Consider the following 19,768-nt stretch of genomic DNA (forward strand, 5'->3'; position numbering starts at 1 on the left):
GTTGAGGATAGGGATCATGAACTATATCTTATTTTTATCTTTGCGCGCATTAAAAAACGGCGCTTTTGCGCCGTTTCAATGATGAGTGAATTTAGTTGCCTTTACAGCTAAAGACATAACCGCCTTCTTTCATGGTGCCATCCCAGCCGGTTAAATCCTCTTCAAGGTTTAAGCCCATGGGTTTTTGGCGTTTCGCTTGCCAGAAAAAGAGCACCACCAACACCATAGAGATGACAGATGCACCCATGATGGCGATTTGTGAAGGTAAGCCAAAGCCAATCGGTTGCTCAAGGATGTACGTTGTGGTTGCCATCAACATAAAGATGCCTGGCAACAATGGCACCCAGAAGTTGCGATTGCCTAAGTAAAGGTACATTGCGCCCACAAAGAGTGCAATTACAGCCGTTGATTGGTTCGCCCATGAGAAATAGCGCCATAAGATGTTAAAATCTAACTGCAATAAAATGGCAGAGATGACAAACATCGGTAAAGCAATCCATAAACGTTTAGAGATGCTCTTTTGCGAGATTTTAAGGTAATCGGCGATGATCATGCGTGCACTTCTAAATGCAGTGTCACCGGATGTGATCGGTAAAATGATGACGCCTAAAATGGCTAAAGTACCGCCAATGCCGCCAAGCATGGTGATGGATACTTTACTCACCACTAAAGCAGGTCCACCTTCTTTTAACACAGCTTGTAAACCTGCACCAAAGGCAGCATTCGGCTCATAGAACATGGCCATAGCCGCCGCAGCCCAGATCATTGCAATGATGCCTTCTGCAATCATCATGCCGTAGAAGATTTTACGGCCATCTTTTTCATTTTGCGTGGTGCGTGAAATGATGGGTGATTGCGTGGCATGAAAGCCTGACAATGCGCCGCAAGAGATGGTTAAAAAGAGCAATGGGAAAATCGCTAAACCACCGGGATGCATGTTGTCTAACGTGATTTCTGGAATGTTTGCCGCTTGGCCTGTCACCACTAAACCAATCCCAATGCCGATGGCGCTGATCACAAGTAGGGCGCCAAAGAATGGATAAAATCGGCCGATGATTTTATCAATCGGTAATAATGTTGCGAGCACGTAGTAGGCAAAAATGACGCTCACAATGATGGCTAAGCCCACTTTGCCGCCCATTAAGTCATATAATAATTGACCGGGTGCGGAAACAAACACGGTGCCAACCAATACCAATAATAAGAGGGCAAATGCATTGACGATGTGGCGCATGGCTTTGCCTAAGAATTTTTCTGCCAATTCAGGTAAATGGGCACCGCGGTTACGAATGGAGATCATGCCCGTTAAATAGTCATGCACGCCGCCTGCAAAAATGCAGCCCAGCACAATCCAAATGAAAGCCACCGGACCATATAATGCCCCTAAAATGGGTCCGAAAATGGGACCAACGCCGGCAATGTTCAACAATTGAATGAGTGAATTTTTTGTGGTGTTCATCGGAACGTAATCCACGCCATCGCTGCTTGTGTAAGCAGGCGTGGGGCGATCTTTGGTTCCGAAGATCTTCTCGACATATTTGCCATACGTCAAATAGCCGATGATTAATAGAATGATGCTGCCAATGAATGTATACATATCCTCCCTCCATATTTAGTATATTTTTATGCACACCCCATCAATATATAGCCTGAATTTCTGCCTTTGTATAGCCTTTGATTAAAAAATTGTAGGGAAAGTGTAGTGATAGAAAGTGGCTGAAAAATACGCGCAAAAATGGCATACTATTCTCTTAAGTGAAAGGAGGTACAGACGATGAATCACAAGACCTGGCAACAATACATCAAAGCGTTACACAGTGAAGTCAAACCTGCGTTAGGCTGCACTGAGCCGATCTCTCTGGCCTTCGCAGCGGCAAAAGCCCGCGCACTGCTTGGTGATCAAGAAGAGATCATTAAGATTGAGACATCCGTCTCCCCGAACCTTTTAAAAAATGGCATGGGCGTCACTGTGCCCGGGACAGGCATGAAAGGGCTTGCGATTGCCGCAGCAGCAGGCGCGGTTTGTGGGGACAGTGATGCAGGTTTAGAGGTGCTTAAAAACATCAATCCATCCTGTGTTGAAGCGGCAAAAGCCTTACTGGATGCGGATAAAGTCAGCGTTCAAATGGCATTGACGAAAAAAGTGCTTTATAGCGAGGCGATTGTGCATACAGCGCATCACAGTGCGCGCGTTTGCATTGCCGATGGGCACACGAACATTGTGCGCATTGAAAAAGATGGTCAAGTGCTCTTTGAAGCGCCGGATACCGGTGATCAAGGTCCGAAAAAGGTATTTGATTTTTCAGAGGCTTCCATTGCAGACATTTATGATTTTGTCATGCAGGTGCCCATTGAAGAGATCGCTTTTATGTTTGAGGCAGAAACCATGAATACGGCGCTTTCTGAAGAGGGATTGACGCATGATTATGGTTTGCACATTGGTAAAACTATGATGAATCAGTTAGATAAAGGATTCATCTCCAAGGATCTCATGACGGACATCATGATTCGCACAAGTGCAGGTTCTGATGCGCGTATGGGTGGGGCGACATTGCCGGCGATGAGTAATTCAGGCTCAGGCAATCAAGGGATTTCTGCCACGATGCCAGTTGTGGTGGTGGCGGATTTTGTCAATGCTTCAAAAGAGGATCGCATCCGTGCGCAAACCTTGTCCCATTTAGTGGCGATTTATATTCATAATACCTTTCCATCGTTGTCTGCCTTATGCGCGACTTCCACCGCCTCGATGGGGGCCGCTGCTGGCATGGCGTGGCTACTTGGGGATCACAAATTAGAGGTGATCAACGATGCCATTTGCAGCATGATTGGTGATGTCTCTGGCATCATTTGTGATGGGGCGGCAAATAGTTGTGCGATGAAAGTGTCATCCACTGCAAACGCTGCGTTTAAAGCGGTGATGATGGCGCTTGACAATGTGCGTGTGACAGGGCAAGAAGGCATCGTTTCTCCAACGGTGGAGGAGAGCATTCAAAACCTTGGGCACTTGGTGTGTGATGGCATGAAACAGACGGATGAACAGATCATTAAGATTATGATCAACAAAGCAAAGTGTTAATCTTTCCCTTCATTAATCATAAAATAAGGAGCAAACCATGAACATAACAGATGCTAAAAAAATGTCGTTGGTGGTGTATGTGCTGTTTTTGATCAGTATTGTGATGCCACCTGTGGCGGTGATTGCCATTATCCTTGCCTTTGTTAAGCGCAATGAGATGCGCGGCACGATTTATTACAATCACATGCTCTATTTGATTCGCACAAGCCTTGCAAGCTTTGTGTTGTGGATCGCAGGGCTCATTCTCACGCTGATTTTTGTGGGGTATTTGGTGCTCTTTTGTGTCTCGATCTGGTTTGCATTTCGTGTGATTTATGGCTTTGTGCAATTTAACCACAATGAGAACATTGATCCCTACAAGTGGTTTTTAGCATAAATACATTCTTTCTTTTCAATGAACCTGAAACCTTGGGATTTCAGGTTTTTTTATTGTCCCTTTCCATTCAATCACATCTTGCATTCATCTTTCTAAGACTAGATAATGTCCGCCTTTAATCATAAACATCGGGCATTTTTGTTGTGTATCTAAGTAAAGTTAAACTCTCTGGTTTTAAATCGTTTGTAGATCATACGGTGTTTGATTTAACACACCGCTTAAATGGCATTGTGGGCCCGAATGGTTGTGGGAAGTCAAACATCATTGATGCCATTCGCTGGGTGATGGGGGAATCTTCCGCAAAGCAGTTGCGCGGCGAAGCGATGACGGATGTGATTTTCAGTGGTGCTACAAGTCGTAAAGCCTCAAGTTTTGCAAGCATTGAGTTGGTGTTTGACAATACTGATGGGCGAATTGGCGGGCAATGGGCAGCCTTTGGCGAGATCAGCATTAAGCGTATTTTAGAGCGCACCGGTCAAAGTACGTATTACTTAAATGGTGCAAAATGCCGCCGTAAAGACATCACCGATATTTTCTTAGGCACAGGTTTAGGTGCGCGTTCGTATGCCATCATTGAGCAAGGGATGATTTCACGCATTGTGGAATCAAAACCCGATGAATTGCGTTTGGTGTTTGAAGAAGCCGCCGGCGTTTCAAAATATAAAGAACAAAAACGTGAAACGGAAATCCGTATTGAACACACGCGCCAAAATTTATTGCGCTTATTAGATGTGCGCGAAGAGCTCAGCACGCAGCTTACCCATTTGGAAAAGCAAGCGAAAAAAGCTGAAACCTACCAAGTGTTAAAACGTGAAGAGCGCTTATTGCAATACATTGCCTTAAAACAACAAAAAGCAGAGATCAGCGCAGAACAAGCGGATTTAACGGCGCGTTTAGAGGCATTAGAGGCAGAATTTCATCAAGCGGTGAGTTTTTATAATGAACTCATCCTTAAACACAATGCCAATAAAGCAGCATTGACGGAAAAGAACGGTGCGTTATCTGTGGCCACAGAGACATTCCATGCTGAGCAGCGTGAGATTTTGACGCTTGAGCATAAAATTGCAGCCATTAAAACATCACAAGTGCGCACTCATGAAGATCAAGCGGCATTGAATGCATCGTTAGTGCAAGTCGACGCTGAGATTACAGAATTACAAATCGCTCTTGAAACCTTAACTGAAACAGAAGGCGAAGAGAGTGATGCATTAATGGTGATGACCGATTCACTCTTTGAACTCACCGAGCATTTAGAATCCCTCAATGGGACGTTTGATGCATTTTTGCAGGCAGCGAAAACCCTCAATGAAGAGGTGCGCCAATTAGAACGTGAGGCAGATGTTGCCAAAAATAGCATCACCCATTTTGAAACCCAACAGATCCATGGCGAAGCGCGCATTGCCAAATTGCAGTTAGAGTTGTCAGCATTAGAGGCGGAAGATGGCCACAGTGATCAGCTGATTGAGTTACAAGCGGCGATGGAAGAGAAGGCTTTATCTGTAGAAACCTTGCAGCAATCCTTATCAGATGCAGAGGCACAAGGACAAACCGTGAGTGAAGCACGTCGTGACGTGGAAGCACGCATCCATCAAAGCGTGCGCACGCAATCAGAATATGAAGGTCGCCTCAGTGCGCTCACATTGCTGCAAAATGCTGTGCTGGCACAAAAAGAGGGGCAAGCACCACTGTTTGAATCCTTAACGATTGCCCCTGAATGGCAAAAAGCGGCGGAAGTGGTTTTAGCCCGCTATTTAACTTTATCCACGCTTGAAAATCCGGAAGGTTATGCACTCGCAGCCACAGAGTGTACGTTTACAGAACAGCATTTAGGGCATTACATTCAAAGTGATAAACAGTTAGGTGCTTTGTTGTCCCATGTGTATGTGGCGCGCAATGAGTTGGATTTAGCGCTACTGAAAGCAGATTTAAAGATGCATGAATGGATCGTGATGCCCAATGGTGATCTTTATGGTGTCGATTGGTTCATTGCACACATCGATGGCGTAATTGATGGTGTGTTAGAGCGCGCCGAAGAGATGAATGAGCTTGAGCGTCGTTTACAGGATTTAAATCAATTGATCATGCAGTTAGAATCAGACAAGCAAGCATTGATTGCGCAAGAGAGTGCCGTACACAGCCATGCTAAAGAGATCAGCAGTGCGTTGGAAAGCGCAAAAACAGAGCAAGCGGCGATTGAAAAATCGTGGGCACTGTTGAATAAAGAGCACATGCATGTTGCGGAGAATCAAGCGCGCATTGCCTCTGAGTTGGCCGCACTGAAAGAAGCCCATGAAGCCGGGCAGCTTGAAATTGAAGAAAACCGCATCACGCTTGAAAGCTTATTGATGACGTTAGAGGAAACACAGCTTAAAAAAGCCGCAAATGATGCTGAGTTGTCCGCGTATGAAGCAGAACAAAAAGCCAAGCAAGCCGAAGCGCAAAATATGCAGCAAGCGGTCAATGACGCCACAAGGCAATTGGACAACACGCGTTTTCAGTTAAAAGAGACGGAAAAAAACTTAGCGCGCTTAGTGAAAACACACAGTGAATTGCAACAAAAATTGCAGGAAAAAACCGAGTGCGAAGTCGACAGTGATGAGCTGATTTTGCTTGAAGAATCTTTGTTGATTCATTCAGACAATTTAATCACCGTGGACACGGAAAAAACTGAACTTGCGGCGGAAGTTGCGGCGCTACAAACGGCGATTGAGCAAGAAGAAACGCTCAAAGCTGCGCAAGAGAAGCACATCGAAAGCCAAAAAGAGGTGATTCAATCCTTAATGGTGCGTGAGGCGGAGTTTAAAGCCCATCAAGCGCATATTGAGAAAGATTGGCAAGATCTATTAGAAACCGTGAGCATTGATGAGCAACACGCGATGACCGATGAGATTGCGGCGCTTGAAGATGCGGATGTTGAGCCGATGCTTAAATCCGTACAGCAAAAATTGAGCCGCCTTGGTGCAGTGAACCTTGTGGCGATCGAAGAGTGTCAGCAACTTGCACAGCGTAAGCAGTATTTAGATGAGCAGGATCAAGATCTGAATGCCGCATTGTCAGAGTTAGAGATCGCGATCCATAAAATTGATCAAGAGACGCGTGAGCGCTTTATGAGCACCTTTAATGCCGTCAATCAGGATTTCTCTAAACTCTTCCCGCGTTTATTTGGTGGTGGTGAAGCCTATTTAGAGCTCAAAGGTGAGGATGCATTGTCAAGCGGCGTGAACATCATTGCGCGCCCACCGGGGAAAAAGCCCGGTACCATTCATTTATTGTCTGGCGGCGAAAAGGCATTGACGGCCGCGGCTTTGGTGTTTGCCATCTTTAACTTAAATCCTGCGCCATTTTGTATTTTAGATGAAGTGGATGCGCCCCTTGATGAGGCGAATGTGCGCCGTTTAGGGGCATTGCTGAAAGAGATGAGTGATCGCGTACAGTTCATTTTCATCACGCACAATAAAACCACGATGTCTGTGGCAGAATCACTCATTGGTGTGACAATGAGTGAGCCGGGCGTGTCGCGTTTGGTTTCTGTGGATTTGGCAGAAGCAGAAAAGATGGCTGAGTGATTTATAGCTTAATGGTGGTGGGTTCAATGCCTTGGCTGCGATAGAAGCGAAAGCGCTCGCGGCCTTTGGCTAAATATTCAGGCGTTTGGTACATCACTTCAATGATGCGTTGGTATTGTGCAAAATTGTCTGGCACTTGATCCGCCACTTGTATGAGCAGATCTTTACGCACATAAGCGGGCTCAAAGCTCGCTAAAATCACAGGATCGCTCTCGTCAATCTCATCATCGCTTGACACCCAAACATGGGGCACAAAGCGCTCGCTGTCGAACGACCAAAGATGATCATCCACAGGCTTTAAAATCTCTGCATCTTGGCTATAGATGAGCACTTGATGCTCAGCCTCAAAGGCTTTGACGGCCAATTTTGTGATCACTTTGACATAATCTTTGAACTGATCGCTACTTAAAATGTAGAAGGAAACATTCGGCATAAGGGTTAAAGTCCGCAAAAATAAAAGCATTGTATGAAGTTTTTCTGAAAAAATCAGGATTAAAGGTTAAAATTCACCGTTTATATTTCCCGTATTAGAGAACACTGACTTCATGGAATTTTCATTATTGTCTACCGACGGCGGCGCCCGTCGTGGTCGATTAACATTCGAACGTGGCGTGATTGAAACGCCGATCTTTATGCCTGTGGGCACCATCGCAACTGTTAAGGGTTTGACGCCAAATAACTTATTAGATGCCAATGCGCAAATCATCTTAGGCAACACCTTCCATTTATGGTTGCGCCCGGGGTTAGATGTGATCAATGCCCATGGCGATTTGCATGATTTTATGCGTTGGGATAAACCCATTTTGACCGATTCTGGCGGCTTTCAGGTCTTTTCATTGGCAGAACTTCGTAAAATCACAGAAGAAGGCGTGACGTTCCGCTCACCGTTTGATGGTAAAAAATGTTTCCTAGATCCTGAAACATCGATGGAAATTCAGCGTCGCTTAGGTTCTGACATCGTGATGGCATTTGATGAATGTACGCCATATCCGGCAGATTATGAAACAGCACGTAAATCCATGGAAATGTCAATGCGTTGGGCAAAACGCTCAAAAGATGCCTTTGAAGGCAATCCGAATGCGTTGTTTGGCATCATTCAAGGCGGCATGCATGAAGATTTGCGCACCCGTTCGTTAGAAGCATTGTTAGAGATTGATTTCCATGGTTATGCTGTTGGCGGTTTAGCCGTTGGCGAGCCGATGGATGAGCGTCATCGTATTTTAGAGCACTTAACGCCACAAATGCGCGATGATAAACCCCGTTATTTAATGGGCGTCGGTAAACCTGAAGATTTGATCGAAGGCGTTGAGCGCGGCATTGACATGTTTGACTGCGTCATGCCAACGCGCAATGCACGCAATGGTCATCTCTTTACCCGTTATGGCGATGTGCGCATTCGTAACCAAAAATATCAATTTGACACCAATCCTGTGGACCCAAGCTGTACGTGTTACACCTGTCAGAACTTCTCCCGCAGTTATTTGCGTCATTTAGACAAAACCAAAGAATTATTGGGCGCGCATTTAAACAGCATCCATAACATTCATTACTATTTGCAATTGATGCAAGAGATTCGTGACAGCATTGAAGCGGGTAAATTCCAAGAATTTAAACGCCAATTCTACTCTGATCGTCAAACCATCGGTAAGGAAGCTTAAATGAAAATTCTCCGCCATTACATTTCAAGGGAAATTCTCTTGACGTTGAGTGCCACGTTGATTGTGTTGCTCGCCATTTTGTTGGTGCAGCGTTTAGCGCTGATGCTCAATGAGGTGATGAATGGCGGAATCTCTGCAAATGTGATCTTCTCCATGATCGGCATTCAGATTCTGCGCTTTGTGGCGGAGCTGGTGCCTTTGAGCTTTTTATTGGCATCGATTGTGGCGTTTGGGCGCTTGTATAAAGATTCAGAGATGACGGCAATGTTTGCCCTTGGCATGCCGCTGACGAATCTATATCGCGTGTTGTTTCAATTGGCGGTGCCTTTTAGCATCATTTTGTTGCTCCTCAATTTTTGGGTGATTCCGTACTTTTCACAAAAGCACTTTGCCATTCAGCAGCAAGCTAGGGAAGAGGCACAATTAACCGTGGTGAAAGCTGGGACGTTTAGAGAGCTATCGCGTGGTAAAAACATTGTGTATGTGCGTGAGATCTCAGAAAATCAGCAAGAGATTAAAGATGTTTTCATCAAAACTTTAGAAGGTGAAGGCGCTTATACCATCACATTGGCAAAAACAGGGCATCAAATTGTGGATCGTGAAACCGGCGTGCGCTTTTTGGTGTTAGAAAACGGTAAACGTTACAGCTTTTTGAAAAATGGCGGCATTGATGTGCTCGATTATCAAGAAATTACCTTGCGTTTAGACAGCTCAACGCAGCCCGTTTTTCCAAAATTGGCCACCTATTCCACGCGCGAGATTGTGGACAATCTCAATCGCACGGATTTTAACTCAGAATTCAATCGCCGCTTTGCCTCTGCCATCAGCGTTTTGATTTTAGCCATCATGATTCCTGCACTCGCGCACTCTAATCCGCGTCAAGGGCGATTTGGTAAATTATTGTCCGCCATTTTCATCTATGTGGTCTATTTTAATTTGCTCAATGTGGCTCAAAACTGGGTGCGTAAGGGCGTGACGCCAAGCTGGCTTGGCATGTGGTGGGTGCATGGGGTGATGTTGATTGTGGCACTTGTGATTGCGTATCGATACAGTAAAAGGTTGGCATAAATGATTAAAGTGGATCGTTATATTCTCTGGACGACTTTAATGACGGTGATCGGCAGTCTTGTGCTGTTGTCCATCATTGAGACGTTTTTCACCTTTTTAAATGAGTTGTCGGACGTGGGGCAAGCGGATTTTAGCTTGACCAATGTGTTGCTCTATTTGTTGTATGATTTACCGATGCGCGTCAATCGCATGATTCCGATGGGTTTATTGCTTGGTGCTTTAATTGGTTTAGGGCAATTGGCCTCGACCAATGAGCTCACCATTATGCGTGCGGCAGGCATGAGTAAGTTTCGCATTTTGTATGGTGCGATCATCACGGTTGTGTTGATGAGTGTATTGTCGCTCTTTTTAAGCGAAAAGGTGATTCCTGAAAGTTCCGTCGAAGCGGAGATTTATCAAAACAATCAAAGTGGTAAAGACATTGTGCGCGATGGCTTTTGGGCGATCTCGAACCAAGAGATTTTAAATGTGGCAGCGCTGCATAATGATGAGCTTAAAAACATCACCATGTTTGACATTGACGGGCAAACCATCAAAAACGTGGTGCATGCGCCAAGCGCGACGCTCAATCGTAAAGATTGGATCATGAATGATGTCACCACAACCACGATTGAACAATCGCGCATTGTGCGCACTGTCGAGCAGGCTGTGACGTTTCCGAACCTGATTGATCAGCGCATTTTAGAGGCATTGTCCGCAAAGCCTGAGAATTTATCCATCCGCAACTTAAATCGCTTCATTCGCTATTTAGATGGCAATGGGCTCGACAGCTCTGAGTATCGCTTAGCTTTTTGGACAAAGGTCTTTAGCCCGCTTATGAACTTTGTGATGCTGATTGTGGTGGCACCTTTGGTGTTCTCTCAAAATCGCCAAGGCGGTTTAGGTGTGCGCATTTTCTTGGGGATCATGATTGGTTTAATCATCTATTTAGCTTCAAGAATTCTGAGCCACTCCATTTTAATTTTTGGCTATCCGCCCATTATAGGCGCGATTTTACCCATCGCCATTGCATTGCTCATTGCCTTTTTGCTCTTTAAGTTTGTGGCATCGAGGTAGATAGCAGTCATTAAAAAAGCCGAGTGTCCTCGGCTTTTTTAATTCGTCGATATGACTTATTGAGAAGGTTTGCTCTCATCGATACTGAATGTACGAATGGTTTTGAGAGACCAATTGTGCTCTTGGGCTGTTTTCACGGCGCAGCGCTGTGCTAAACGGATGATCGAACCACGATAATCAGTGGCAAATGATCCCATGCTAAAGGCAATTAAGAACACGGCATTGTTTTGCTCATCAATGCGGTTAAAGTCAATCGTTAAGGATTTGATGGCTTTGTGGGCATCTGGATTTTCTGCTTGAATGCGCGCGTTTAAAGCCTCTTGTAAAGTGGTGATCACGGCATCAATGTCACCATTAATGGCGGCATAATTTAAGCTCAATTCCGTTGAGATGTAATAACCATAAGAAACATTGAGCACCTTATCCTTAATGAAATCTTTAGAAGGATAGATGATCTCTGTGCCACTTGAGGTTAAGTAAACATATTCAGGCGTTTGGCGCATCACTTTGTATTGCGTGCCATTTAAATAGATCACATCACCAACGACGGTGGGGAACCAGGTTTCATCCATTTTCACAGGGCGGGAGATCATATTGTTGAGATGATCAATCGTCAAGCGCACGGTACCATTTTCCAACAATGGATTGGTTAAATAAACGGTGTAAAGGTTGATGCGGCTGATCTTCCAAGGGAGGTCATTATAAATCACGCGTTCGCCTTCACGGGCTTGCCCAATGTTTAAGAAAATGCGCGTTTTGGTGAAGTATTTGGGAATGGAATTGCGCGAAGTGACTAAGAAGGCAAGGATGATTAAAATCGCGATCCCAAAGAGCACCATGTCACCTGATGAGTAAAGGATCATCAAGGTCACCAAGACCGCCACCAATGTGGTGATGATTTGATACAAAAGAATAAACACGCGCCATTGGATGGAAATGTTATTTTTCTCGCGTTTTTCAATGAAGACCAAAAAGCGGTTAAAGAGGTACATTAAGCCAGACAATGTGGCAATGGTGATGAGCAGCAATAAACCGCGCCCCGTCATAAAGGACCAAGCGCCTTTATATAAGCGAGTGGTAAAGCCTTCTTTGGTGGTCAACTCATCGAGTTTAATCACCACAAGTTTGCGTTCACGCTCGAGCTCTTTATGTAGGTTTTGCCAACCGGCTTCGATGTCTTTGAGATTTTTTTGTGCCGTCTCTGGCAACTCTGCTAAATTGATTTGGGCAAAGGTGGCCAAACCTTTATCTAACATGGATAATCGCTCATCGATCTCTTTTTGCTCTAAGCGCAATACATCGCGTTTGCGTGGGGCATCGGTGATTTTTTTCATCTCGGCAAAGACGGGTTGGGCAATCTGTACGAGCTCTTTTTGCCAATCATAATCATCCACCTGTTGGATGGCTTGTTTAGCAGGCGTATCAAAGCGCGAGGTGTCAATGCCACCGAGGGCGATTTTTTCAAACAAGGCGGTGTACTCTTTAAGCTGCGTATTTGTACGCGTTAAGCTTTCTTCGAGCTCTTGCTTGTGCGCATCATCACGTTCGGCTTTGATCTCTTTGGTGAGTGCCGTCTTCTTGTCCTGAAGCTCCTTCATGTCATTGACAATGGTGGCCAATTGATCCGTAATGCTGTCACTCGGTGCCGCTTGTGCATTTGGGGTGTTTTGTGTGGTTTCTGCCTCCACTGCATGCGAAGGCCATAGGATCATGCTCAGCGCGAGTAAAATCCATAATAGGTGATGCCGAAGTTTCATCGTTAAAGACATAAGCTTCTCCATAAAAGTGTGAATCAAATGTAAATCAATATTGAGTGTATCATTGTATCATTAATCGCAACTGATTGATTGAGTGATCCATTTAGGCTGCGCCTTGAGAAAGGTGACATTATTCATTATGATTGAGGCTCAATGTATACAATAGAGAGATAAAGGACTTCTATGTCAGACATTTTAAAATTATCGCCCGCATTGGTTTGGAAACATTTTTATGAGATGAACCAAATCCCGCGCCCATCTAAAAAAGAAGATCGCATTCAAGCACATTTTAAAGCACAAGCCGAACAACGAGGCTTAGAAGTTCTACAAGATGCCATTGGCAATTTAATCATCCGTAAACCCGCAACGCCCGGTTATGAAAATGCACCACCTGTGATCATTCAAGGTCATACCGATATGGTGTGCCAAAAGAATGATGGCACAGAGCATGATTTTGACAATGATCCGATTGATATGTACATCGAAGGTGATTGGGTGCGCGCACGTGGCACAACGCTTGGGGCAGACAATGGCGTCGGCGTTGCCATGGGGATGGCAATTTTAGATGATCCTGAAGCTGAGCATGGTCCGCTTGAAATCTTCTTAACAGTGGATGAAGAAGCCGGCATGGGCGGCGTTCGTGCATTGCAGCCTAATTGGTTACAAGGCAAATACCTCATCAATCTAGACAGTGAAAAAATCGGTAAATGTGTGGTGGGCTGCGCTGGCGGTGTGGACATCACTTACAGTGCACCATTAGATTATGATGACGCCACATATGGCCACTTTATGAAAGTGACCTTAAAAGGTTTACGCGGTGGGCATTCTGGTGCGGACATTCATAAAGGGCGCGAAAGCGCAAACAATCTCTTAGCAGAGTGTTTAAGCGCATTGTCCCACACCATGCCCATTCGCTTGGTCTCCTTTGTGGGCGGTACGCTTCGCAATGCCTTAACGCGTGAAGCCACGGCGATTTTTGCATATGATGAAACCCATACAGATCATCTTGTGCAGCATTTAACCGAGTGGCAAACTCACTTAACACAGCGTTTACATGCCATTGATGAAGGCGTGACGTTATTGCATGAAAAAGCAGCGGCGGCGCCTTCTTTATCCTCACAAGATTCTCATCATGTATTGTCCTTTTTAACCTTGTTGCCACAAGGCGTATTAAAACGCTCAGCTGAACTGCCAGTGGTGGAAACAAGTTGTAACATTGGTACGGTTTCCATTGAGGAAAGAACAGGTTTAAATGTGGGCTTATTGGGGCGTTTTTTAACACCTGAAGGGGCAGAGCATCTTAAAATTAAAACCCGTAATTTGGGTGAATTGGCCGGTTACTTCTGGCAAGCGAAAAATGAGTATCCAGCTTGGACGCCAAACTTAGATTCAAAACCATTGCATTTGGTGCAAAAAATCTACGAAGAAAAACATGGCCAACCCATTCGTGTGGAAGTGATTCATGCGGGCTTAGAAACCGGTTTAATTGGCCGTGTTTATCCGGAAATTGAGATGGTGAGTTTTGGCCCAACCATCACAGGTGCACATTCACCCGATGAACAAGTGTTCATTCCGGATGTGGCAGAAGTGTATGAATTGACCAAATCATTGTTAAAAGCCTTGAAAGATTAAGTGAATCTTTAGGCATTGAAGAAAAAAGCTGATGATTCATCAGCTTTTTTTATGTGCCATAAAACAGTCTTGAATCTCTGTGACAATTTTTTTCAAGAGTTTATCTTTTTTACCATCGCGTTTTTGATGCAATTCGCTGTAAGCGCGGACATATTCTGTGGCTTTCATAAAATCATGAATGCGTGCAGGCGTTGATTGCTGCATGTCGATCACAATTGGGTCAAGCTCGGCATGGGAGCGATCATTGAGGCGCTCGATGATGTATAAAAGATTCAGCATCAATTTAACGGCGGTGGGTTGATCAATGAAAAAGTATTCAATGTCTTGAAATTTGTCCCAAAGGCGCTCCCCATAATTCCAAATGGAGTTGAACACGCCGCCCACCACAGCACCCGTTGCCGAGGCAATGCCAAGGGTGGTAAAGCCGCTGATTAAATCAACGCTTGCCATGATGCCAGCGCCCGCAGCTGCCCCTTTGGTGAATTGAATGGAAAATTGCCCAAGCTCTTCAGCGGAGAGTAAATCTTGCGTGGTCGCGCTCGCTTCTGTGGTCAGCATGATGTGCTGAATGTCATTTCTGCTGAATTGATAAAGTTCTAAAAGCTGATCAATGAAGATGGATTCTAATACTTTCGTTTCTGTGGTGATGCGCTCATTGATCTCATCGATGTCAAGTTTTTGGGTGTTGGCTTTGATTTTAATGGTCATCAGATCAAAATAGAATTCTGCCAATAGCATCAATGCTCTATCTTTGCGCATTTGATCTAAGGTGTTTTGCACCTGAATGAAGGATTGAATGTTATGATAGCGATCCGGAAACATGATGGCAATTTGCTCATATAAGCGCTGCTTTTTCGGCAATAAAATCGTATCAAACTCTAAATAATGATGCAGTCCATTGGCTTTGAGCTCATTTTTCCAATCCTCGATGTAGCGTGCATTTTGCGTAAAATTTAAAATCGGCAGCAAAGGGATGTGCGTTTTCAGGAGCAGCATGATCTCATAGTGATAGCGCGGCAAAAAGGGTTGGCGCACATCGATGACATAAAATGCCATGTCACTTTTGAGCATCTGTTTGAGGACTTTAAATTCTTGGTCAAAATCTTGCTGATACTGCGGGTTGTCCATGAGTTGAAGGAGGGCGTCTTTCTCTTCAACGCGCGAAGCATTGAGGGATTTTTGCGGCATCAACTCCAAAATACCCATGGCATCTTCAAGCCCAGGTGTATCCACAAAATGGAAGGCAAAATCTGGCGTTTCGAGCGTGATTTTTGTCACATCAATGGTGGTGGCAGGGGCATTTTTCACCTCGCCAAAGTGGCGCTGCTTTGTGAGTGCACGCACTAAAGAGGTTTTACCGGTATTGGTGTGTCCTACGATGGCAATCGTAATGTCATTTGATTTCATAATCAGCTGCCTCGCCGTCAACAATGATGGAGGATAAATGGTGTTGCCACATTTGTGTTTGATGGGGATCATCCGTCAAGACATGAATGGTGGCTTTTTCGGCTTGATTCATCAGGCGAATCAAGCGGCGCAAAATCCCACGATCTGGCATTAAATTACCATCAATCATGATTTCAATCCACTGAGCGGGCTCAACTTTGCGTGCACTTTCAAATTGTTGGAAGGTTTCGATGTCATTTAAGCGCACCACGTCATCGGGCAAAGTTGTTTGCTCTGTGATGTCGAGTGCGACTCGATAATGACCATCACCAATAACGGGTGCTTTAGGCGCTCGGATCACCAAAGGCTTTTCTTTTGCGGCATCTTCAATCACTGCATCACTGACGGCAACAGTTGCGGATTTTCGATGGCGCAGTGCGCGAATCACATAATAGATGAACACAAGAAGGCGCGGCACAATGCCATACATCAAGATCATCACGATGATCCATTTTGCCCACATCGAGCGCACTTCATCGGCAAGTTTACCACTTTGAAAGCTTGCCTGAATGATGGCATCATCAAACTCAATGAGCCCAAGCTGACTTGGCAACCAATTGAGATAATGGACAAGGTGATCCGTGGTGCTTTGGCTCTCTGTAAAGGTATTGCCTAAGTAAAAATCAAAGTGCTGAAAGGTGAACTTAAAAAAGAGCACGAGCAACGTCGTGATTAAAATGGTGAGCCACGTTGCATTTGAGATGAGTTGAGCAATATAGCGCACGGGTAATGGCGTGCTGAGATTTGGCGCATGATCCTGCTTAAAGATGAGGTTTTTCAGCTGTAAAAAGAGCTCTGCAAACAGCGAATGGGCTGTGATGAGTGAAAAAATTAAAAACAACGTGGAAGGCAGCAGCATCACCAATACAAAGTAAAGGGGATGAATGGGGGAAGCAATGAGGGAGCTTGAGCCAAATAATGTGCTTAAAATGGTCAGCACGATCCACAGCACAAAGAGAATGCGCCAATGGCGCATTACGGTGTGTAAATGGGGTTCGAGGTGCATTTTCATAAGTCGTCAGCAATCTGATAAGTCAAGGTATTGTTTTCAATGCCAGTAATGCGAATGCGAGCATTGGCAGGTGCACTTGGCCCACGGATTAACCAAACAGTATCACCAATGGGGAGTTTGCCTTGTCCATCGCAATCGCTTGGTAAGGTGAAGGTTTGACCAATCAATTCAGCGCCACGCACTTGATTAAGATGTGCTGTGACAGTCGTTTTAGAGTCTGGCACATGTTTACGCATCAGATACAGCACTGCTAAGACAGAGAGCACAGAAATCACGGCAAATAAAATGAGTTCTGTGTTCATTGCCATCGGAATGATGAGGGTAATGATGCCCACAATCAAAGCGCTGACGCCAAACCACATCAGGAAAATGCCCGGCAAAATCATCTCTAAAATGATGAGCACAAGCCCCATGGTGAACCAATTGACTAAGATCGCTGCCACATTCACTCCTAAGGTTTGGTTTGTGTGGCAGATTTCACCAATTCTGCAATGCCGCCTAAAGAACCCACAATGCTGCTTGATTCCATCGGCATCATGATGATCTTACTATTGTCGCTGTCCGCGATTTTCCCAAAGGCTTCCACATATTTTTGTGCCACAAAGTAATTGATGGCTTGTGTGTCACCTTCTTGAATGGCTTTAGAGACAATGGCTGTGGCGCGCGCTTCGGCTTGTGCTAAGCGTTCACGGGCTTCCGCTTCCATGAAAGCAGCCATTTTTTTGGCTTCTGCATCTAAAATGACGCTTTGTTTTTCACCTTCTGCTTTGAGAATTTCCGCTTGGCGCAGGCCTTCGGCTTCTAAAATGGCGGCACGCTTTTCACGTTCTGCCTTCATTTGTCTTGCCATGGCATCCACTAAATCGCGCGGTGGGGCAATGTCTTTGATTTCGATGCGTGTCACCTTAACGCCCCAAGGCGCTGTGGCATGATCCACGACATCTAGTAAACGCGCGTTGATTTCATCGCGTTTAGAGAGCAATTCATCTAAATCCATCGAGCCCATCACTGTACGAATGTTCGTCATGATGAGGTTAATGATGGATAAGGTTAAGTTATTGACCTGATAGGCAGCTTGCGCAGCATCATTGATCTGAAAGAAGACGACGCCATCAACGCGCACCATGGCATTGTCGCGCGTGATGACCTCTTGAGAAGGGACATCCATGACTTGTTCCATCATATTAATGCGTTTACCGATGCGATCAAACACAGGCACAATTAAGTTAATGCCTGGGTGAAGCGTGTGAGAATAACGCCCAAAACGCTCAACGGTGGCTTGCTGACCTTGGGGAATGATTTTCACGCCAAGATACAACACCACAACCGCTGCGATGATGATCAGTAAAATTACGGTGGATAAACCGGTCATGAATGCTCCTTTATTATTGTTGTGAATTATGCACTGAATGAGTTTCCGCAGCCGCATGTTGTGGTGGCATTTGGATTACGAATCACAAATTGCTCGCCTTGTAGGTTTTGCACATAATCAATGTCCGCGCCCACTAAATATTGATAGCTCAATGGATCGATCAATAAAGTCACACCTTGATTGACCACTTCCATGTCACCTGCTTCCACTTCTTCAGCAAAGGTAAAACCGTACTGAAAACCAGAGCAACCGCCACCTTGAATGTAAACACGCAACATTAAGTTCGGGTTTGCTTCATCATCGATCAAAGATTTCACTTTGAGGGCTGCGGCATCTGTAAAATTAATTCCTGTATCTGACATAACGACCTCCTGTAAATTTCACCATTATATGAGAAAACGCCACTGATTACACCTGTTTCCCACGAATATGTTCTTGCCAGAGCGGTAAAATGCGCTCCACCACGAGCGGGGCAAAATTAAGGGTAGGATAATCAGTGGCATTGAGCCAAACAATCTCTTCAATTTCTGCTTGTGGTGTGATGGTGATGCCTTCAGGCAAAGTAATGCGAAAAAGATTGGACTCAATGCGATGATCCGGCTCATTGGCAGCTTTGGCATCATAAGTTTGTAGAAAGTGGGCATCATCGGGCGTGATGGTTAAATCAATCTCCTCTTGCAATTCGCGCATCAATGCTTCAATGGGCGATTCTGTGCCATCAATTTTTCCGCCGGGGAGCATGAATTTTTCAGTATTGCGTTTACGCACGAGGAGCAAGCGATCCTTATGATCAATCACCATGGCAGCGGCGATGTAAAAATAGTTGGGTTTGCGATCAGTCATGATTTCAATTTCATTCAATAATGGATGGGAAAGGAGTGATCATGATGGGGATATTCATAGGGAACTGCAAGATGGAATGGTGGTCAATCATTTGTCAGCGGCTGATAGATTGGCTATAGTCAATCTTTTGACGGAGATTACCATGAGCGAATTATACATTGTCACCGGCGCATCTAAAGGCATTGGCGATGCATTGGCCACACAATTAGAGCGAGAAGGGCACACAGTGTTGCGTTTAGCACGCACCAATCCAAGGGCTTTACCCAATTTAATCACGGTGGATTTAACAGATTTAACGGCGGGTGTTGATGTGATGACGCAATGGTTATCCCCAAAGCTAGCGGCTGCAACGCGCGTTACGCTCATCAATAATGCTGGCACAGTAGAGCCCATTGGTGTGGTGGGTAAAATGGATGCCACACAAATCAGTCATGCCTTGTTGCTCAATGTTGGAGCAGTGATGGCTTTGACGAATGCTTTTGTGGCATTGACGGAATCATTCAGTGGTGAAAAATGTGTGATGAACGTCTCCTCGGGCGCTGCCCATAAAGCGTATGAAGGTTGGGCGGCTTATTGCGCCACAAAAGCTGCGGTGGATCATTTTACGCGCGTGCTGTTTACAGAGCAGCAAACTAAAGACAATCCTGTCAAAGTTGTGTCGATTGCCCCAGGCGTGATTGATACAGACATGCAAGCGGTGATCCGCAGCAGTACGCCTGAACTGTTTCCAAACCTCAAGCGCTTTATCGATTATAAAACAGACGCTAAATTAAGCACGCCCACAGAGACTGCAAAAGCTTTGATCAGCCATCTGCGCTCAGAAAAAATGGGCGCTGTGGCAACTGCAGATGTACGAGATTAAAAAGTATTTGAATTTGTCTAATGTAATTGCTATGTTGCTAAAGC

General features: G+C 45.1%; 17 protein-coding genes. 8 read left to right on the plus strand and 9 right to left on the minus strand.

Features of this window, described 5'->3' with window-relative positions; translation table 11 throughout:
• Nucleotides 1–91: 91 nt before the first annotated feature.
• Nucleotides 92–1,597, minus strand: a complete 1,506-nt coding sequence (locus tag B9T10_RS01420; RefSeq protein ID WP_008314505.1) for a carbon starvation CstA family protein — start codon at nucleotides 1,595–1,597, stop codon at nucleotides 92–94.
• Between the two features lie 177 nt (nucleotides 1,598–1,774).
• Here B9T10_RS01420 and B9T10_RS01425 point away from each other — a divergent pair, with 177 nt between their 5' ends.
• The 3 genes from B9T10_RS01425 to smc all read left to right on the plus strand — a co-directional run bounded on the left by B9T10_RS01425 (nucleotide 1,775) and on the right by smc (nucleotide 7,018).
• Nucleotides 1,775–3,076, plus strand: coding sequence for an L-cysteine desulfidase family protein (locus tag B9T10_RS01425; RefSeq protein WP_094537618.1), 1,302 nt, complete (start codon nucleotides 1,775–1,777; stop codon nucleotides 3,074–3,076).
• A 37-nt stretch (nucleotides 3,077–3,113) separates the two neighbouring features.
• The gene (locus tag B9T10_RS01430; protein WP_008314507.1) at nucleotides 3,114–3,452 is read left to right on the plus strand and encodes a DUF4870 family protein; all 339 of its coding nucleotides are present in this window, start codon (nucleotides 3,114–3,116) and stop codon (nucleotides 3,450–3,452) included.
• A gap of 197 nt (nucleotides 3,453–3,649) precedes the next feature.
• On the plus strand, nucleotides 3,650–7,018 hold the full coding sequence (gene smc / locus B9T10_RS01435; protein ID WP_246782134.1) for a chromosome segregation protein SMC: 3,369 nt from the start codon (nucleotides 3,650–3,652) through the stop codon (nucleotides 7,016–7,018).
• Nucleotide 7,019: 1 nt separating this feature from the next.
• Here the strand turns inward: smc and B9T10_RS01440 are convergent, their stop codons facing one another.
• A complete protein-coding gene (locus B9T10_RS01440; protein WP_094488618.1) occupies nucleotides 7,020–7,451 on the minus strand; it encodes a DNA polymerase III subunit chi in 432 nt (143 codons plus the stop codon).
• Between the two features lie 112 nt (nucleotides 7,452–7,563).
• Here B9T10_RS01440 and tgt point away from each other — a divergent pair, with 112 nt between their 5' ends.
• Genes tgt through lptG form a run of 3 tightly spaced genes read left to right on the plus strand, consistent with a single transcriptional unit; the run spans nucleotide 7,564 to nucleotide 10,800 of the window.
• Nucleotides 7,564–8,676, plus strand: coding sequence for a tRNA guanosine(34) transglycosylase Tgt (tgt, locus tag B9T10_RS01445; protein WP_018122213.1), 1,113 nt, complete (start codon nucleotides 7,564–7,566; stop codon nucleotides 8,674–8,676).
• Nucleotides 8,677–9,744: an LPS export ABC transporter permease LptF gene (lptF, locus tag B9T10_RS01450; protein ID WP_008314511.1), complete on the plus strand. Its 1,068-nt coding sequence runs from the start codon at nucleotides 8,677–8,679 to the stop codon at nucleotides 9,742–9,744.
• Entirely contained in the window at nucleotides 9,745–10,800 is a 1,056-nt protein-coding gene (gene lptG, locus B9T10_RS01455; RefSeq protein ID WP_063503447.1) for an LPS export ABC transporter permease LptG, read from the plus strand. It abuts the gene before it with no gap.
• A gap of 56 nt (nucleotides 10,801–10,856) precedes the next feature.
• Here the strand turns inward: lptG and B9T10_RS01460 are convergent, their stop codons facing one another.
• Nucleotides 10,857–12,569, minus strand: a complete 1,713-nt coding sequence (locus B9T10_RS01460) for a coiled-coil domain-containing protein (protein WP_063454883.1) — start codon at nucleotides 12,567–12,569, stop codon at nucleotides 10,857–10,859.
• 171 nt (nucleotides 12,570–12,740) lie between these two features.
• Between B9T10_RS01460 and B9T10_RS01465 the strand changes: the two genes are divergently transcribed.
• Nucleotides 12,741–14,189, plus strand: a complete 1,449-nt coding sequence (locus tag B9T10_RS01465; RefSeq protein WP_008314514.1) for an aminoacyl-histidine dipeptidase — start codon at nucleotides 12,741–12,743, stop codon at nucleotides 14,187–14,189.
• A gap of 39 nt (nucleotides 14,190–14,228) precedes the next feature.
• Here the strand turns inward: B9T10_RS01465 and B9T10_RS01470 are convergent, their stop codons facing one another.
• The 6 genes from B9T10_RS01470 to B9T10_RS01495 are packed head-to-tail and all read right to left on the minus strand — an operon-like array spanning nucleotide 14,229 to nucleotide 18,862.
• Nucleotides 14,229–15,596: a GTPase/DUF3482 domain-containing protein gene (locus tag B9T10_RS01470; protein ID WP_094537620.1), complete on the minus strand. Its 1,368-nt coding sequence runs from the start codon at nucleotides 15,594–15,596 to the stop codon at nucleotides 14,229–14,231.
• Nucleotides 15,583–16,647: a DUF2868 domain-containing protein gene (locus tag B9T10_RS01475; protein WP_094537621.1), complete on the minus strand. Its 1,065-nt coding sequence runs from the start codon at nucleotides 16,645–16,647 to the stop codon at nucleotides 15,583–15,585. Before B9T10_RS01475 ends, B9T10_RS01470 begins: the two co-directional genes overlap by 14 nt.
• Nucleotides 16,644–17,090 (minus strand): NfeD family protein, encoded by a 447-nt coding sequence (locus B9T10_RS01480; protein WP_094493389.1) that lies wholly within the window; start codon nucleotides 17,088–17,090, stop codon nucleotides 16,644–16,646. Before B9T10_RS01480 ends, B9T10_RS01475 begins: the two co-directional genes overlap by 4 nt.
• 8 nt (nucleotides 17,091–17,098) lie before the next feature.
• Nucleotides 17,099–18,019: an SPFH domain-containing protein gene (locus tag B9T10_RS01485; RefSeq protein ID WP_008314518.1), complete on the minus strand. Its 921-nt coding sequence runs from the start codon at nucleotides 18,017–18,019 to the stop codon at nucleotides 17,099–17,101.
• A 26-nt stretch (nucleotides 18,020–18,045) separates the two neighbouring features.
• Nucleotides 18,046–18,381 (minus strand): iron-sulfur cluster insertion protein ErpA, encoded by a 336-nt coding sequence (erpA, locus tag B9T10_RS01490; protein ID WP_008314519.1) that lies wholly within the window; start codon nucleotides 18,379–18,381, stop codon nucleotides 18,046–18,048.
• A gap of 46 nt (nucleotides 18,382–18,427) precedes the next feature.
• Nucleotides 18,428–18,862 carry an NUDIX hydrolase gene (locus tag B9T10_RS01495; RefSeq protein WP_094537622.1) on the minus strand — a complete coding sequence of 145 codons (435 nt, stop codon included), beginning with the start codon at nucleotides 18,860–18,862 and terminating at the stop codon, nucleotides 18,428–18,430.
• Nucleotides 18,863–19,004: 142 nt separating this feature from the next.
• Between B9T10_RS01495 and B9T10_RS01500 the strand changes: the two genes are divergently transcribed.
• Nucleotides 19,005–19,724 (plus strand): SDR family NAD(P)-dependent oxidoreductase, encoded by a 720-nt coding sequence (locus tag B9T10_RS01500; RefSeq protein WP_063454886.1) that lies wholly within the window; start codon nucleotides 19,005–19,007, stop codon nucleotides 19,722–19,724.
• Nucleotides 19,725–19,768 lie beyond the last annotated feature (44 nt).

This window comes from Wohlfahrtiimonas chitiniclastica (genome assembly GCF_002252325.1).
In the GTDB taxonomy this organism is placed as follows: Bacteria; Pseudomonadota; Gammaproteobacteria; order Cardiobacteriales; family Wohlfahrtiimonadaceae; genus Wohlfahrtiimonas; species Wohlfahrtiimonas chitiniclastica.

What these genes read in the sequence shown, in the direction of transcription:
- B9T10_RS01420 (WP_008314505.1), bottom strand. Translation starts at nt 1,597, where the DNA reads ATGTATACATTCATTGGCAGCATCATTCTATTAATCATCGGCTATTTG.
- B9T10_RS01425 (WP_094537618.1), top strand. Translation starts at nt 1,775, where the DNA reads ATGAATCACAAGACCTGGCAACAATACATCAAAGCGTTACACAGTGAA.
- B9T10_RS01430 (WP_008314507.1), top strand. Translation starts at nt 3,114, where the DNA reads ATGAACATAACAGATGCTAAAAAAATGTCGTTGGTGGTGTATGTGCTG.
- B9T10_RS01440 (WP_094488618.1), bottom strand. Translation starts at nt 7,451, where the DNA reads ATGCCGAATGTTTCCTTCTACATTTTAAGTAGCGATCAGTTCAAAGAT.
- tgt (WP_018122213.1), top strand. Translation starts at nt 7,564, where the DNA reads ATGGAATTTTCATTATTGTCTACCGACGGCGGCGCCCGTCGTGGTCGA.
- lptF (WP_008314511.1), top strand. Translation starts at nt 8,677, where the DNA reads ATGAAAATTCTCCGCCATTACATTTCAAGGGAAATTCTCTTGACGTTG.
- lptG (WP_063503447.1), top strand. Translation starts at nt 9,745, where the DNA reads ATGATTAAAGTGGATCGTTATATTCTCTGGACGACTTTAATGACGGTG.
- B9T10_RS01460 (WP_063454883.1), bottom strand. Translation starts at nt 12,569, where the DNA reads ATGTCTTTAACGATGAAACTTCGGCATCACCTATTATGGATTTTACTC.
- B9T10_RS01465 (WP_008314514.1), top strand. Translation starts at nt 12,741, where the DNA reads ATGTCAGACATTTTAAAATTATCGCCCGCATTGGTTTGGAAACATTTT.
- B9T10_RS01470 (WP_094537620.1), bottom strand. Translation starts at nt 15,596, where the DNA reads ATGAAATCAAATGACATTACGATTGCCATCGTAGGACACACCAATACC.
- B9T10_RS01475 (WP_094537621.1), bottom strand. Translation starts at nt 16,647, where the DNA reads ATGAAAATGCACCTCGAACCCCATTTACACACCGTAATGCGCCATTGG.
- B9T10_RS01485 (WP_008314518.1), bottom strand. Translation starts at nt 18,019, where the DNA reads ATGACCGGTTTATCCACCGTAATTTTACTGATCATCATCGCAGCGGTT.
- erpA (WP_008314519.1), bottom strand. Translation starts at nt 18,381, where the DNA reads ATGTCAGATACAGGAATTAATTTTACAGATGCCGCAGCCCTCAAAGTG.
- B9T10_RS01495 (WP_094537622.1), bottom strand. Translation starts at nt 18,862, where the DNA reads ATGACTGATCGCAAACCCAACTATTTTTACATCGCCGCTGCCATGGTG.
- B9T10_RS01500 (WP_063454886.1), top strand. Translation starts at nt 19,005, where the DNA reads ATGAGCGAATTATACATTGTCACCGGCGCATCTAAAGGCATTGGCGAT.